The 14,853-nt window shown below is 71.5% G+C and carries 12 protein-coding genes and 1 pseudogene; 4 read left to right on the top strand and 9 right to left on the bottom strand.

The window, feature by feature from the left end; genetic code table 11:
• Positions 1-179: 179 nt before the first annotated feature.
• On the bottom strand, positions 180-551 hold the full coding sequence (locus tag BST11_RS28140) for a hypothetical protein (RefSeq protein ID WP_083137892.1): 372 nt from the start codon (positions 549-551) through the stop codon (positions 180-182).
• Positions 552-736: 185 nt separating this feature from the next.
• Here BST11_RS28140 and rbpA point away from each other — a divergent pair, with 185 nt between their 5' ends.
• Entirely contained in the window at positions 737-1,072 is a 336-nt protein-coding gene (gene rbpA, locus BST11_RS10355; protein WP_067327639.1) for an RNA polymerase-binding protein RbpA, read from the top strand.
• Here rbpA and lnt read toward each other — a convergent pair.
• The 3 genes and pseudogenes from lnt to BST11_RS10335 form a co-directional block, all read right to left on the bottom strand.
• A pseudogene (gene lnt, locus BST11_RS27105) lies at positions 1,050-3,876 on the bottom strand (apolipoprotein N-acyltransferase). The gene rbpA and the pseudogene lnt overlap by 23 nt on opposite strands.
• The gene (locus BST11_RS10340; RefSeq protein ID WP_083137889.1) at positions 3,869-5,482 is read right to left on the bottom strand and encodes an amidohydrolase; all 1,614 of its coding nucleotides are present in this window, start codon (positions 5,480-5,482) and stop codon (positions 3,869-3,871) included. The pseudogene lnt and the gene BST11_RS10340 overlap by 8 nt, the downstream one beginning before the upstream one ends.
• 29 nt (positions 5,483-5,511) lie before the next feature.
• A complete protein-coding gene (locus tag BST11_RS10335; protein ID WP_083137888.1) occupies positions 5,512-6,039 on the bottom strand; it encodes an FxsA family protein in 528 nt (175 codons plus the stop codon).
• A gap of 73 nt (positions 6,040-6,112) precedes the next feature.
• On the opposite strand from BST11_RS10335, the gene BST11_RS10330 reads away from it, so the two are divergent.
• Positions 6,113-6,811, top strand: a complete 699-nt coding sequence (locus tag BST11_RS10330) for a dienelactone hydrolase family protein (protein WP_083137887.1) — start codon at positions 6,113-6,115, stop codon at positions 6,809-6,811.
• Between the two features lie 9 nt (positions 6,812-6,820).
• Here BST11_RS10330 and BST11_RS10325 read toward each other — a convergent pair whose 3' ends face one another.
• The 3 genes from BST11_RS10325 to BST11_RS10315 form a co-directional block, all read right to left on the bottom strand.
• Positions 6,821-7,675 carry a type 1 glutamine amidotransferase domain-containing protein gene (locus BST11_RS10325; RefSeq protein WP_083137886.1) on the bottom strand — a complete coding sequence of 285 codons (855 nt, stop codon included), beginning with the start codon at positions 7,673-7,675 and terminating at the stop codon, positions 6,821-6,823.
• A gap of 15 nt (positions 7,676-7,690) precedes the next feature.
• Entirely contained in the window at positions 7,691-8,077 is a 387-nt protein-coding gene (locus BST11_RS10320; RefSeq protein ID WP_083137885.1) for a PPOX class F420-dependent oxidoreductase, read from the bottom strand.
• A gap of 102 nt (positions 8,078-8,179) precedes the next feature.
• The gene (locus BST11_RS10315; protein ID WP_142276291.1) at positions 8,180-8,812 is read right to left on the bottom strand and encodes a TetR/AcrR family transcriptional regulator; all 633 of its coding nucleotides are present in this window, start codon (positions 8,810-8,812) and stop codon (positions 8,180-8,182) included.
• Positions 8,813-8,926: 114 nt separating this feature from the next.
• On the opposite strand from BST11_RS10315, the gene BST11_RS10310 reads away from it, so the two are divergent.
• Positions 8,927-9,388 carry a nitroreductase/quinone reductase family protein gene (locus tag BST11_RS10310; RefSeq protein WP_083137884.1) on the top strand — a complete coding sequence of 154 codons (462 nt, stop codon included), beginning with the start codon at positions 8,927-8,929 and terminating at the stop codon, positions 9,386-9,388.
• A gap of 30 nt (positions 9,389-9,418) precedes the next feature.
• Here the strand turns inward: BST11_RS10310 and cobN are convergent, their stop codons facing one another.
• Positions 9,419-12,994: a cobaltochelatase subunit CobN gene (gene cobN / locus BST11_RS10305; protein WP_083137933.1), complete on the bottom strand. Its 3,576-nt coding sequence runs from the start codon at positions 12,992-12,994 to the stop codon at positions 9,419-9,421.
• Positions 12,995-13,050: 56 nt separating this feature from the next.
• Here cobN and BST11_RS10300 point away from each other — a divergent pair, with 56 nt between their 5' ends.
• Positions 13,051-13,251 (top strand): hypothetical protein, encoded by a 201-nt coding sequence (locus BST11_RS10300; RefSeq protein ID WP_083137883.1) that lies wholly within the window; start codon positions 13,051-13,053, stop codon positions 13,249-13,251.
• Between the two features lie 3 nt (positions 13,252-13,254).
• Here the strand turns inward: BST11_RS10300 and BST11_RS10295 are convergent, their stop codons facing one another.
• A complete protein-coding gene (locus BST11_RS10295) occupies positions 13,255-14,769 on the bottom strand; it encodes a molybdopterin-dependent oxidoreductase (RefSeq protein WP_083137882.1) in 1,515 nt (504 codons plus the stop codon).
• Positions 14,770-14,853 lie beyond the last annotated feature (84 nt).

Raw genomic sequence — 14,853 nt, 5'->3', positions numbered from 1 at the left:
CCAAGAATGTCGCTGGTGAGTATGGCCAACTCCGGCAGGATTTCAAAACGCGCGATTCCCCCGACTTGTCGAGGAAGACCGGTTTGCAGGTGCGGACGCGCGTGTACGCCCGCGTACCACTGGCCCGCCACCCATGGCGCGACTGTACCCGGCTATTCATCGGCGGTGGTCAAGAGCGGTTAGACACCCGCCCGGCGCCAGCCGTCGGCCGCGCGGGCCGCCTTGATCAGCACGTCGCACAACTGGCGCAGCTCGGTCGGCGCGGCCCCCTCGTCGAGCGCCGTGGCGACGTCCTCGGCCGCACATCGGACCTGGTAGACGCGGTCTGAGAGGTCGGCCGCGTCGTCGGCGGAGAGCACCACCGCGTCCGGCGGCAGGACCGCCGAGACGTCCCCCCCGTCCCCGTTCAGGCCCCGATTCAGCGCGGCCCGCTGCTCGTAGGCGCGTTGCCGGCAGGACTGCCGGCAGTACTGGCGGCGACGGCCCATCCCGGCGTCGGCCACGTCCCGGCCACACCAGCGGCACGGCTGGGGGCGGGCGCGGCGGGTCACGCCGCCGACTCTAGCCCGCGGTGTTCGCCGGGCCCGGTATCTCCCGGTATCCTTGGAGGTCGCGTCGCGTGTGCCGCGTGTCGGCACGGGAACTACGCAGACCGTCATAACGTTTGCTAAACGGACAGCATCACAGCCCATAACAAGCCCACAAAGTTTTCCAGGAATCTGAAGGAGTAGCGCGCATGGCCGATCGCGTCTTGAGAGGCAGTCGCCTTGGAGCCGTGAGCTACGAGACCGACCGCAACCACGACCTGGCGCCGCGCCAGATCGCGAGGTACCGCACCGAGAACGGCGAGGAGTTCGAAGTCCCGTTCGCCGACGACGCCGACATCCCGGGCACCTGGCTGTGCCGAAACGGGATGGAAGGCACCCTCATCGAGGGTGACCTGCCCGAGCCGAAGAAGGTCAAGCCGCCGCGCACGCACTGGGACATGCTGCTGGAGCGCCGCACCATCGACGAGCTGGAAGAGCTGCTCAAGGAGCGCCTCGACCTGATCAGGTCCCGCCGGCGCGGCTAGCCCCGGCGGGCCCCGCTATCCCCGCTATGAGGCGCGGTTGGGCGCGCGCGTGGCGTCCTTGCGTGCCCGGCGCCCCTCGATGCCCCACCGGGTGACCTTGACCAGCGCCTCGCGGATGTTGGACCCGCTCATCTTGGACACGCCCAGTTCACGCTCGGTGAAGGTGATCGGCACCTCGGCGATGACGAACCCGTTGCCGACGGTGCGCCAGGTCAAGTCGATCTGGAAGCAATAGCCCTTGGAGTCCACGGCCTCGAGGCCGATCGCCTCGAGGACCTCGCGGCGGTAGGCGCGGTAGCCGGCGGTGATGTCGTGCACGCCGATGCCCAGCGCGAGCCGCGCATAGGTGTTGGCCGTCCACGACAACGCCCAGCGGCGCCACGGCCAGTTCCGCACGGCGCCCCCCTCGACGTAGCGGGAACCGATGGCCAGGTCGGCCCCGGCGTCGACGGCGTCCAGCAAAAGATGCAGCTGCTCGGGTGCGTGGCTGCCGTCGGCGTCCATCTCGACGAGCACCGAATAGTCACGGCCGAGGCCCCACGCGAAGCCGGCCAGGTATGCCGCGCCCAGCCCGTCCTTGGCGGTGCGGTGCATCACGTGGGTGCGACCGGGGTCCGCGGCGGCCAGCTCGTCGGCGAGCTGACCGGTGCCGTCGGGGCTGCCGTCGTCGACGATCAGCACGTGCGCGGCGGGGCAGGCGTCCTTGAGCCGCCGGTGGATCACCGGCAGGTTTTCCCGCTCGTTGAACGTGGGGATGATCACCAGGACGCGCTCGCTGGGACGGTTGCCCGCGGGCGCAGGCTGGCCGGTGGTCATATAGCTCCTTGGTCGTCGCTGTCTCGCCCGACGTCGGGTCGGTCGCCCGCCTCGGACGGGGTGTCGCGCGCGGTCTCCGCGTCGCCCTCGTCGGGCGGGGGTTCGTCCGGGGGCGTATCGGCATCCCCCGATTCACCGCGAGGCCTGGACCTTCGGCGAACCGGGCGCGCGGACCCTCCGCGCATGAACGTTCCATTCTGCCGTATCCCCCACAGAATGGCCGCTGCGGCGCCGGCGACCAAAATCCACTGCAGGACCGGGCCCCAGCGGGTGGCCGGGGTCAGCTTCGTCTTGAGGCGCACCTGGGTGTCCAGGTAGGCGGGCTCGAAGAAGTCCGTGCGCACCAGCTCGGCGCCGTCCGGGGCGACGACCGCGCTGATCCCGGTGGTGCCGGCGATCACCACGTATCGGTCGTGCTCGACGGCCCGGACCTTGCCGAACGCGAGCTGTTGTTCGCTCATGGTCTGGTTGAAGGTGGCGTTGTTGCTGGGCACCGCCAGCAACTGCGCGCCGCCCAGGACCGCCTTCCGCGGGGCCCGGTCGAAAATGACCTCCCAGCACGTGGACACCCCGACCGGCACCCCGGCGATGTGCACCACGCCGCTGCTCTTGCCGGGCACCATGTGGCCGGCGCGGTCGGCGTAGCCGGAGAGGTGCCTGAACAGCCACGGCATCGGCAGGTACTCGCCGAACGGCTGCACGATCTCCTTGTCGTGGCGGTCGGCCGGCCCGGTGACCGGATTCCACACGATCACCGTGTTGGTGTACCGCGGCGTCTCCGGGGTGCGACCGGGCACGTCGAGGACGGCGCCGACGAGGATGGGCGCGCCGATCGCCGCGACGGCCCGCGCGATCTGTTCGGCGGCGTCGGCGTTGGCCAGCGGGTCGATGTCCGACGAGTTTTCCGGCCAGATGACGAATTGGGGTTGGGGGGCCAGGCCCGCGCGCACGTCCTCGGCCAGCCGCTGCGTCTCCCGAACGTGGTTGTCGAGCACCGCGCGCCGCTGCGCGTTGAAGTCGAGGCCCAGCCGCGGCGCGTTGCCCTGCACGAGCGCCACGGTGACGGCGGGCTCCCCGCCCGATCCCGCGCCGGCGTGCCGCACCTGCGGCCAGACGACGACGGCGGCGAACAGCACCAGGCAGATGCACACCCCCGGCAGCACCACGGCGGGCGGCTTCGCGTCGGCGCCGCCACCGCCGCCGGATTTCCACCACTCGACGATCTCGAGCGCGATGGCCGTCGCGCTGAACCCGACCAGCACGATCGCGGTGGACAGCAGCGCGACGCCCCCGAGCTGGACCAGCGGCAGCAACGGCCCCTGCGTCTGGCCGAACGCCACCGTGCCCCAGGGGAAGCCGCCGAACGGCAGGGTCGACTTCAGCCACTCCTGGGCCGCCCACACCACCGCGAACCAGATCGGCCAGCCGGGCAGCCGCCGCACCAACACGGCGCACAGGCCGAACAGGCCGGGAAACAGCGCGCACGCCGTCGCCAGCACCAGCCAGGGCACGGCGCCCACCAGCGTGCCGATCCACGGCAGCAGCGGCAGGTAGAAGGCCAACCCGAACAGGAAGCCGTAGCCCAAACCGCCGACGGGCGTCGTCGCCGGGCGCGTCAGCACCCAGCCCAGCAGCGCGGCGGCGACGACGGCGGCCCACCACCAGTTCAGCGCGGGGAAGCTGGCGAACAGCAGCACGCCGCCCGCGACGGCGAGCAGCAGGCGGGGCAGGCGGGGCCGCAGCGCCGCCCACGCGCCGGGCAGTCGCGCGATCGCCGCCGCGGCCACCCCGGCCAGCGCCCGGCGCGATGCGCCGCCCAACCGCGCGGGCAGGCCCGGCCCGGCGCGGTCGGGCTCATCGGCGCGCTCGGGCTCTTCGGCGGGCTCGGGCTCTTCGGCGGGCTCTTGATGCTCTTCGGCCTGCCCCTCGACCAGCGGGGCAGCCTCCGGGTCCTGGCCCGGCCGCTCGTGGCGGCCCCCGTTAGCCATGGATGACTGCGCCTCGATGCACGGTTCGACGGCACCGCGGCAGCGGGTCGCAAGGGCCCAGGGGCGGCAGCGGCGGCACCCGGGAGCGCGGATCGGTGGACCAGCGCTGAACGGCGTCGCGGGGCGCGTGGACGTCCAGGGGGCCCGCCTCCCACACGGCGTAGGAGGCCGGCGCGCCGGGGACCAGGGTCCCCGCCTGGCCGTCGCGCACGCCGCTCGCCCGCCAGCCCCCGCGGGTGGCCGCAGCGAACGCGGCCCGCGCCGACACCGCGTTGCCCGGGGTGCGATGGTTGACCGCCGCGCGCACGCTGACCCACGGGTCAAGGCCCGTCACCGGGGCGTCGGAACCGAGCGCGAGGGGCACGCCTTGGGATGCTAACAGCGCGAGCGGGTTGAGTTGACCGCCGCGATCGGCGCCGAGCCGGCGGGCGTACATGCCGTCGGCGCCGCCCCACAGCGCGTCGAAATTGGGCTGCACGCTGGCGATGACGCCCCACGCGCCCAGGTTGGCGGCCTGGTGCGCGGTGACCATCTCGACGTGCTCGAGGCGATGCCCGCACCGCGCGACCGCGGGCACGCCGAGGTCCGCGGCGACCCGTTCGAACGCGCCGACGACCGCCGAGACCGCGGCGTCGCCGATGACGTGGAAACCCGTGGTCACCCCCGCCTCGGTGCAGGCGCGCACGTGGGCTTCGATGGCGTCGGGGTCCAGGTAGCAGGTGCCGGTGCGGTCCGGCGCGTCGGCGTAGGGCTCGTGCAGCCAGGCGGTGCGCGACCCGAGCGCGCCGTCGACGAACAGGTCACCGGCCAGTCCGCGGGCGCCGGTCTCGTCGATCAGCGCGCGCGCCCGCGCGGCGGTGGTGACCGCCTCGCCCCAGTAGCCGATGACCTCGACGCCGTGCTCGAGGTCGCGCAGGCGCAGCCAGTCGTCGAGGCCGCCGATCTCGGGGCCCGCGCACTCGTGCACCGCGACGATGCCGGCCGCGGCGGCCGCGTCCAGCGCGGCCACCCTGGCCTCGGCCAGCTGGTCGGGGCTCAGCAGGTCGCGCGCGACGGCCCGGACCCGGTGGTGGGCGTCGCCGACCAGGGGTCCGTCGGGGCTGAAACCGGCCGCCGCCGATAGTTCGGGGACCCGTTCTCGCAGCCCGGTCGAGGCCAGCGCGGAGTGGACGTCGACGCGGGCCAGGTAGGCGGGCCGATCACCGAGGATGGTGTCGAGGTCGGCGGTGGTCGGCGGGGCGGCTTCCGGCCACGACGACTCGTCCCAGCCGTGCCCCCACACCGCCCGGCCCGGGTGGGCGGCCGCGTAGTCGGCGAGCATCCGCAGGCAATGGGCGCGCGACGCGGCGGCCCGCAGGTCCAGGCCGCTGAGCGTCAGGCCGGTCGCGGTCAGGTGGATGTGGCTGTCGACAAACCCCGGCGCGACGAACCCGCCGTCGAGGTCCTCGACGCGCGCGCCGGGGAACTGCTCGCGCCCGACGTCGTCGCTGCCCAGCCAGACGATGACGCCGCCGCGGACCGCCAGCGCGGTCGCGTCGGGGTGGCTCGGGCTGTGCACCCGGCCGTTGACCAGCAGCGTGGTCGCGGGGCGATCAGTCTGGGTCACAGGCCAAAACTACGTGGGGCGCGGGGCGGTCAGTCCCAGCCCGGGTGGCCCGGGTACCCGCCGCGCGCGTCGTCGCGCAGCGCCGGCGGTTCGAAGTCCCTGACGTCGACGACCTCGCCGTCGACGAAGTCGCCCCTTGCGTAGCCGCCGCCGGGCACATAGTCGACATAGTCGACATAGTCGACCCGCGGCGCCCGCCGGCGCAGGCCGCGCGCCCCGATCGCGGCCAGCCCGGGGCGGGCGACGGCGCGGATCGGCGGCACCAGCAGCAGCACGCCCAGCGCCGTGGTGACCACCCCCGGAATCAGGACCAGCACCGCGGCCAGCGCGACCAGCGCCCCGTCGCTCACCGCGCGATGCGGACCGGTCAGCCCGGACCGCAAGCGCCCGATCTGGCGGACGAGGTGCGATCCCGCCATCGGCGCCAGGACGCCCCACCCGAGCAGGAAGGTTCCCAGCACGACCAGCAGCGTCCAGCCCCATCCGACGGTCGAAACCAGCGCGATGACCGCCGCCAGCTCGACGACGGCGTAGATCAGCAACAGCCGCGACACCATGTCATGCCAACGCCTGCGTGCCGCCCTCGAGTTCCCCTGTCGGTGGTGATCCAGGCTGCAGTTAGATGACGGTATGACGACGATTCAGATCGACACGCCCGAGGGACCGATCGACGCGCTGCTTGACCTTCCGGAGGGCCAGGGCCCGTGGCCGGGAGTGGTGGTGATCCACGACGCGTTCGGCTACGGCCGCGACAAGAAGTCGACCAACGAGCGCATCGCCCGCGCCGGCTACGTGGCGCTCACACCGAACATGTACGCGCGGGGTGGCCGCATCCGTTGCATCACCAGGGTCATGAAGGAGCTCCAGACGCAGCGCGGCCGCGCGCTCGACGACATTGTGGCGGCCCGCGACCACCTCACGGGGATGCCCGAGTGCACCGGGCGGGTCGGCATCGCGGGTTTCTGCATGGGCGGCCAGTTCGCCCTCCTTATGTCGCCCAAGGGTTTCGGCGCCTCGGCCCCGTTCTACGGCACCCCGCTGCCCCGCAACCTCGACGCCACGCTCGAGGGGGCGTGCCCGATCGTCGCGAGCTTTGGCGCCCGTGACCCCCTGGGCAGGGGCGCGCCCGAGAAATTCCGCGCGGTGACCGAGGCCAAGCGGATTCCCACCGACATCAAGGTGTACCCCGGCGTCGGGCACAGTTTCGCCAACACCCTGCCCGCGCAGCCGCTGCTGCGCATCACGGGTTTCGGCTACGACCAGGCCGCCACCGAAGACGCGTGGCGCCGAGTGTTCGCGTTCTTCGGCGAACACCTGGCGACCGCCTAACCCGTTGTGTCACTTGAGCTTTCGCGACAGACTGGCCGCGAAGGTGTGCGTGTCGCCGGGCCAGCGCGCCGACACGTAGCCGCCGTCGTCGACGACGAACGCCGGACGGGAGTCGGTGGCCGTGTCGCGCGCCATACCCGAGGCCTTGAGCCGCCAGTGCGGTGAGCCGCGCGCGACATCACGGAAATCCGCCGGATCCGCAAGGGCGCGAGTGACTTCCGCCTGCACCGACATGTAACCGCCGGGCTGGCCGGGTTCCTCGGTGTAGGTCCGGTAGTAGTCGCGGTCCCAGAACCGGGTGATGCGCGTGAGGCGCCAGGCGGTGCGCTCCATCGCCCAGGTCAGCGCCGTGGTCTTGCGCCCGTGCAGCACCGAGCGACCCGTGCCCGGATCGACGCTGCGCGCGGCGAGCAGCACGCCATGACAGATCGCGGCAACGGTCAGCCCGCGGTGGAAGGCGTCCACGACCAAGCGCTGCAGGACGTCGCTGTCCAGGTAGCCGCGCATGCCGCGGGCGCGGTGGCCGCCGGGCAACAGCAGCGCGTCGACACCGTCGAGGGACGCCCGCGCCCACGTGGTTGGGTGCCGAAACTCCGCCGATTGCAGCATCTGCCGATACGCGGCGCGGCCGTTTTTGTCGGCCCGCAGCGCCAGCCCGACCAGCCGGACGGATCCCAGCCCCGGCAGGGCGGACCAGGCGTCCAGCCCGCGGCCGGTCACCATGATGTCGTCGGCCACCCCGGGCGAGCCCGTCCCGGTGGCGAAGACGACCCGGTGACCGTCGCGCGTCAACACCCGCCAGCTGACCGCGACCTCGGTGGGGTCGAAGTCACGATCCGGGATCGGGATGAGGACGGTGCCCATCTGTCCCCAGTTGCCCTAGCCGGGCGCCACTTTCAGCTCGAGCCCGACGTTGTTGTCCATGCCGCCGCGCAGCTTGCTGACGAAGTTGAACAGCTTGCCCGCGATGCCGTAGCGCCGCCCGATCGCGTCGTAGACGGCGCCCGTCTGGGACTTGTCGAGGATGGCCGCGGTGCCCTCGACTGCCTCGCTCGTCGGGCGGCCGCGCACGGTGCAGGTGGCCAGGGTCACCTTGGGAGTGTGGCGGATCCGCTTGACCTTCCACGACTTTGCCTCGGTGATGACGAGCAGCCGGTCCCCGTCGGCCGCGGCCCAGATCGGGACCGGCTTGGGCCGGCCGTCCCTGGTGAACGTGGTCAGCAGGATGTACTGCGACTTGGCCAGATCGGCGAAGGTGGGCGTCACGGTGTCAACCTACCTCCCGCGGCCGCGACGGCTGATGCGGCGTTGATTTTTGGGGCGCTGCGCGGCGCGGAGTCATCAACGTTGGCCGAATAGCAGTTTCATTTAGGGGCTTTGGGTACGTGAGCGACCCGAAGAACCCGCTGGCGTAATTGCCGTCTCGATCGCGGAGGCGGCGCTGTCCGGCGTCACGGCGAATTGGGCGGAGAGCACACGGCGCACCCGCCGCAGCGGTGTCGGCGACCGTTGCGCCACCGACATGATGACCGCACCCTCCGCCGCGGCAACCGCGGTGGTGGCCAGATCGGCGGCCGCCGATCGCTCCACGCCGGCTTCGCGGAGGAGCTGGGCCAGTAGGCCCTCCCACGCGCTGAAAGCCGCGGCGGCCGCGTCGGCTGCGGCAGGCGCCTCCGCGCGACCAAAGGTCGCCGCGACGATCGGGCAGCCAGCCGTGTAGCCACTGTCGGCCAGCATCGCTTCCCACATCCGCAGGAAGGCGGCCACCGCCCGCGCGGGGTCGTCGTCGTCCATGCAGTCCCGGATGGCGGCGGTGAGCTCGGCCCCGGCGGCGTCGGTTGCCGCCTCGACGAGCTCTGGTTTGCCGCCGGGGAAGTTGAGATAGAGCGTTCGGCGTGCCAGGCCGGAGTGGTCGAGCAGCGCGGACACGCTCGCGCCGGCGACTCCGGCGGTCCGAACGAGCGCAATTGCGCTGGTGATCAAGCGCTCCCGTGCAGACATCGATCTTCCTCGCCTTCGCCCGCCACCATCCGCTTGCAGTAGACCGATTATTCTACTAGATTGCACCCAACGGTAGACCGATCGTTCTACCGAGACGAAGACCGGAGGCTGACCATGTCGAGCAACGCGGCTGACCCCATCACCACCCGGCAGGCCGTCCGGAAGTTTCGCAGGGAGCGCCTCATCGGTCGCTACCTCGCCAATCCCGCCGTGGCCTTGCTCGGCCGGCTCGGCATCCGGACGACCTTCGCGACCGAGCTCGAAACGACCGGCCGAAAATCCGGGGCCCGTCGCCGCGTTCCGGTTTCTGCCAACTTCGACGATGAGGGCGCCTGGGTGATTTCCCAGCACGGGCGACGCTCAGGGTGGGCCCTCAACATCGAGACCGACCCCAAAGTGCGTATCCGGCAACGGAACCGGTGGCGGTCCGGAATTGCCCGGTTCGAACCCGACGACGACCCGGCGAAGCGGGCCAGCACGTTCGCGACGTCGCGGCTGCTGTCACCGCTCGTCGCCGCAACTTTCCGCGCCCTGCAGTCCGACCCGATCAGCGTCCGGATTGACTTCACGGACTGACCGGGCTCAAGGGCGGCGCACCGCGCGGAGCTAGCCTTCCAGGTCGCCCTCGGTCTGCAGCAGCGCCTGGCGCAGGCCGTCGAGGGTCTCCGGCTGGGGTTCGGCCCACATGCCCCGGCCGGCGGCCTCCAGCAGCCGTTCGGCCATGCCGTGCAGCGCCCAGGGGTTGGACTCCGCCATGAACTTGCGGTTCTCCTGGTCCAGCACGTAGCGCTCGGTGAGTTGTTCGTACATCCAGTCGGCCATGACGCCGGCGGTGGCGTCGTAGCCGAACAGGTAGTCGACCGTCGCCGCCATCTCGAACGCCCCCTTGTAGCCGTGCCTGCGCATCGCGGTCATCCAGCGCGGGTTGACAACACGCGCGCGAAACACGCGCGTGGTCTCCTCCGAGAGGGTCCGGGTGCGGATGGCGTCGGGGCTGGTGTTGTCGCCGATGTAGGCGGCCGGCGCCCGGCCGGTCAGCGCGCGCACCGTGGCGACCATGCCGCCGTGGTACTGGAAGTAGTCGTCGGAGTCGGCGATGTCGTGTTCGCGGGTGTCGGTGTTCTTGGCCGCCACCGCGATGCGCCGGTACTGGCGGTTCATGTCATCGACCGCCTCGCGACCGTCGAGGTCGCGCCCGTAGGCGAATCCGCCCCAGGCCGTGTACACCTGGGCGAGGTCGGCGTCGTCGCGCCAGTTGCGGCTGTCGATCAGCTGCAACAGGCCGGCGCCATAGGTGCCCGGCTTGGAGCCGAAAATCCGTGTGGTGGACCGTCGTTGGTCACCGTGTTGGGCCAGGTCGGCCTGGGCGTGGGCCCTGACGTAGTTGTCCTCGGCGGGCTCGTCGAGATCGGCGACCAGCCGCACCGCGTCGTCGAGCATGGTCACGACGTGCGGGAAGGCGTCGCGGAAAAAGCCGGAGATCCGCACGGTCACGTCGATGCGCGGGCGACCCAGCTCGGCCGGCGGGATCGCGGTCAGCCCGACGACCCGCCGCGACGCGTCGTCCCAGACCGGCCGGACGCCCAGCAGCGCAAGGACTTCGGCGATATCGTCGCCGGCTGTGCGCATCGCCGAGGTGCCCCACACCGACAGGCCCACCGACTGCGGCCAGTGCCCGTGATCGGCCCGGTACCGGGCCAGCAGCGAATCCGCCAGCGCCACACCGGCTTCCCAGGCCAGCCTGGACGGCACCGCCTTGGGATCCACCGAATAGAAGTTGCGCCCGGTGGGCAGCACGTTGACCAGGCCGCGCAGCGGCGACCCGGACGGGCCGGCCGGTATGAACCGGCCGTCGAGCGCCCGCAACACCTGATCGATTTCGGCGGCGCTGCCGGCCAGCCGCGGCACCACCTCGGTGGCCGCGAACCGCAGCACCGCCGCGACGCCGGCGTCGTCGGTGAGCCGGTCGGCGGCGCCGGGATCCCAGCCGGTGACCTGCAGCGCCGCGACCAATTCCCGGGCCGCGGCCTCGGCGCGGTCCACCGCCAACCGCTCGTCGGTCCCGTCCTCGGCCAGCCCCAGGGCCTGACGCAGGCCGGGAATGGCGTGTTCGCCGCCGAACAGCTGGCGCGCCCGCAGGATCGCCAGCACCAGGTCGAGTTCGGCTTCCCCCGTTGGCTTCTGACCCAAGACGTGCAGCCCGTCGCGGATCTGGACGTCCTTGATCTCGCACAGCCAGCCGTCGACGTGCAGGATCATGTCGTCGAACGCGTCCTCGGCGGGGCGCTCGCTCAGCCCCAAATCGTGGTCCATCCTTGCGGCGCGGATCAGCGTCCAGATCTGCTGGCGGATGGCGGGTAATTTGCCGGGATCCAGGGCCGCGACCGTGGCGTGTTCGTCGAGCAGCTGCTCCAAACGCGCGATGTCGCCGTAGGTTTCGGCGCGGGCCATCGGCGGGATGAGGTGGTCGACGAGCACGGCGTGGGCCCGCCGCTTGGCCTGGGTGCCCTCGCCGGGGTCGTTGACCAGAAACGGGTAGATCATCGGCAGGTTACCCAGCGCCGCGTCGGGGCCGCAGGCCGCCGACAGGCCCAGCGTCTTGCCCGGCAGCCATTCCAGGTTGCCGTGCTTGCCCAGGTGCACCACCGCGTGCGCACCGAATCCGGTGTCCAGCCAGTGGTAGGCGGCCAGGTAGTGGTGGCTGGGCGGCAGGTCGGGGTCGTGGTAGATGGCCACCGGGTTTTCCCCGAAGCCGCGGGGTGGCTGGACCATCAGGACCAGGTTGCCGGCCCGCAACGCGGCGATGACGATCTCGCCGTCGGGGTCGGCGCTCCGGTCGACGAACAGGTCCCCCGGCGGCGGGCCCCAGTGTGCGACGACGGCGTCGGCGAGTTCGGCGGGCAGCGTGGCAAACCAGGCCCGATAGTCCTTGGCAGACACCCGGATCGGGTTGCCGGCCAGTTGCCCGTCGGTGAGCCAATCGGGGTCCTGCCCGCCCCGTTCGATGAGCGCGTGGATCAGCGCGTCGCCGTCGCCCGCCTCGACACCGGGCAGATCGCCGATCCGATACCCGCGCTCGCGCATCGCCCGCAGCAGCGCGACCGCGCTGGCCGGGGTGTCCAGCCCGACCGCGTTGCCGATGCGGGCGTGCTTGGTGGGGTAGGCCGAAAACACCATGGCGACCCGCTTTTCGGGCGGGGCGACGTGCCGCAACCGCGCGTGCCGGACGGCCAGGCCCGCGACGCGCGCGCAGCGCTCCGGGTCGGCGACGTACGAGATCAGCCCCTCGTCGTCGATCTCCTTGAACGAGAAGGGAACCGTGATGATGCGGCCGTCGAACTCGGGGACGGCGACCTGGCTGGCCACGTCGAGCGGTGACAGGCCGTCGTCGTTGTCGCGCCACTGGGAGCGCGGGCTGGTCAGGCACAGGCCCTGCAGGATCGGGATGTCCAGGGCCGCAAGGTGTTCGACGTTCCAGCTGTCGTCCTCACCGCCCGCCACCGCCGTGGCCGGCCGCAGGCCGCCTGCCGCCAGCACGGTGACCACCATGGCGTCCGCGTCGCCGAGCCGTTGCAGCAGTCCGGGTTCGGCGGTGCGCAGCGAGGCGCAGTAGACGGGCAACGGTCGTCCCCCGGCGTCCTCGACCGCCCGGCACAGCGACTCGATGTAGGAGGTGTTGCCCGCCAGCTGTTGGGCGCGGTAGTACAGCACCGCGATCCTCGGGCCTTCGGCGTCCCGGGCGTGCGGTCGCTCCAGCTCACCCCAGGTGGGGGTCACCACGGGCGGGGTGAACCCGAAACCGGTCATCAGCACCGTGTCGGAGAGGAAGGCGTGCAGCTGGCGCAGGTTTTCCACGCCGCCGTGGGCCAGGTAGATGTGCGTCTGCACCGCGATGCCGGCGGCCAGTGTGGACAGGCCGGTCAGTTCGGCGTCTGCCGCCTGCTCCCCGCTGACCAGCACCGCCGGGACACCGCTGGCGATCACGGCGTCGATCCCGCTCTGCCAGGCGCGGTAGCCGCCGAGGATGCGCACCACCGCGATCGAGGCGCCGGCCAGCAGCTCCGGCAGCTGCTCATCGGGCAGGCGTGAGGGGTTGGCCCACCGATAGTTCTTGCCGCTGGAACGGGCGCTGATCAGGTCCGTATCGGACGTCGACAGCAGCAAGATCGTCGGCTCGGCCACCCCCCATTCGTACCGCAGCCGCATCGGACGGCCGAATCGGCACGTAGGGTCCCCCTATGAGCAGAGGATTCGTCGTCACCTTCGCGCTCGGGCTGATCGTCGCGTTGTTCGGTGTGATCTGGGCGCTGCAGGGCTTCGGGGTGCTCGGCGGCAGCCCGATGAGCAACTCCACCACCTGGTCCGTCATCGGACCGATCACGGCGCTCGTGGGGATAGCGGTCGCGGTGATCAGCTGGCGGAAACTGTCGTCGAAATAGGCGCTACGCGGGCACGACGGCGAAGTTCACCGTGTGCCAGCCGGTGGCACCGTCGGGAACGGGACTGGCTTGTTGTTCGGTCTGGATCGCCCCGGTGTTGTCGATGGCCCGCACGGTGATGGTCTGTTTCCCAGGGCTTTTCGCCTCCCACGGAAAGCTCCACAAACGCCATGTCTCATTGGAATAGCTCGCACCCAGTTCGGCCGGCCGCCAGCCGCCGTCGCCGATGCGGACTTCCACCGCCCGCACGCCACGGTTCTGTGCCCACGCGACGCCGCCGAACACCACCGGCCCCACCGGCACCTTCTGGCCGCCCCTGGGCACGTCGATGCGCGACTCCGTCTTGATCGGCGCTTGCGCCGCCCAGCCCTGCCGGGTCCAGTAAGCCGTGGCCCTGTCGAACCGGGTCAGCTCCAGATCCACCACCCACTTGGTGGCCGACACGTAGCCATAGAGTCCGGGCACCACCATGCGGGCCGGATAGCCGTGCTCGACCGGCAGGGGTTGACCGTTGAGGCCGACGGCCAGCAGCGCGTCGCGCCCGTCCGTGAGGGCCTGCACGGGGGTGCCGGCGGTGAATCCGTCGATCGAGGTGGACAGCACCATGTCCGCGTCCCGGTGCACACCGGCCGCCGCCAACAGATCCGCCAGCCGATAGCCCGTCCAGATGCCCGTCGAAATAAGGTCGCCGCCAACGGGATTGGATACACACGTCAGGGTGGTCACCGTCTCGACGATACCGAAGCGGGCGAGGTCGTCGAAGCTGTAGGTGGTCTCGCGATCCACCATCCCATGGATACGCAGCCGCCAGTCGCCGCGGCCGAGCTGGGGCACGCTCAGCGCGGTGTCCACCCGGTAGAAGTCGGCGCTTGAGGTGATAAAGCCCGGCAGCGCCACACCTTTGGGCTGCACCGCGGCGGGTATGGGGCGCGCCGACGAACGTGGGGGCGGCAAAGCGAACGTCTTGCGCTCGGCTTCCACCGAATGCGCCAGCCGCGTGACGACCACCCCCGCTACCCCACTGACGACGCCCAATCCGAGCAACCCGTACATGACCAACCTGCGCCGGCCGGGATCCGGCCGCACCTGGTCGGCCGCGTCGTCGTCCGGCTCGGACCAGAAGCGCCGGGCCAGAGCGCGCAGGACCCCTACGCCACAGGCGGCGCCGACGATGGTGGGGATCGTGTCGAGCACCGTGCCGGCGGGTCGCGACAGCACGGCGACGCAGCCGAGGACGCCCGCCCCGGCAATCACGGCACTGCCGAACGGGCGGCGTCGAGTCTCGAAAGTCCCGGCGATCGCCGCGATCGTCGCGATCGCCACGAGCACGACGACGGCCAGGAACGGTTTGTCCAGCGGGCCGAGCGTTTGAATCGCCCACTCCTTGACCGGGCCCGGTGTCAGATCGACGACCGCGGCGCCGACCGCGGTGCGGGCATCGGCGCGGCCACCGAACGGGATGCCGGCCAGCTGGGCGGCACCGAGCGCGACGGAGGCCGCGGCGACCCCGGCGACCATCCGCTCATGAGACGAGGAACCGGGCACCGAACTGACTCTACTCGCGCTTCTCGTCACCGTCGCAAAAGCTTTGCGGCGCAGTGC

Source organism: Mycobacterium alsense (assembly GCF_002086635.1).
Lineage (GTDB): Bacteria > Actinomycetota > Actinomycetes > Mycobacteriales > Mycobacteriaceae > Mycobacterium > Mycobacterium alsense.
The sequence above is the reverse complement of the archived record's forward strand: the minus strand, read 5'-3'. Positions and strand labels throughout refer to the sequence as shown.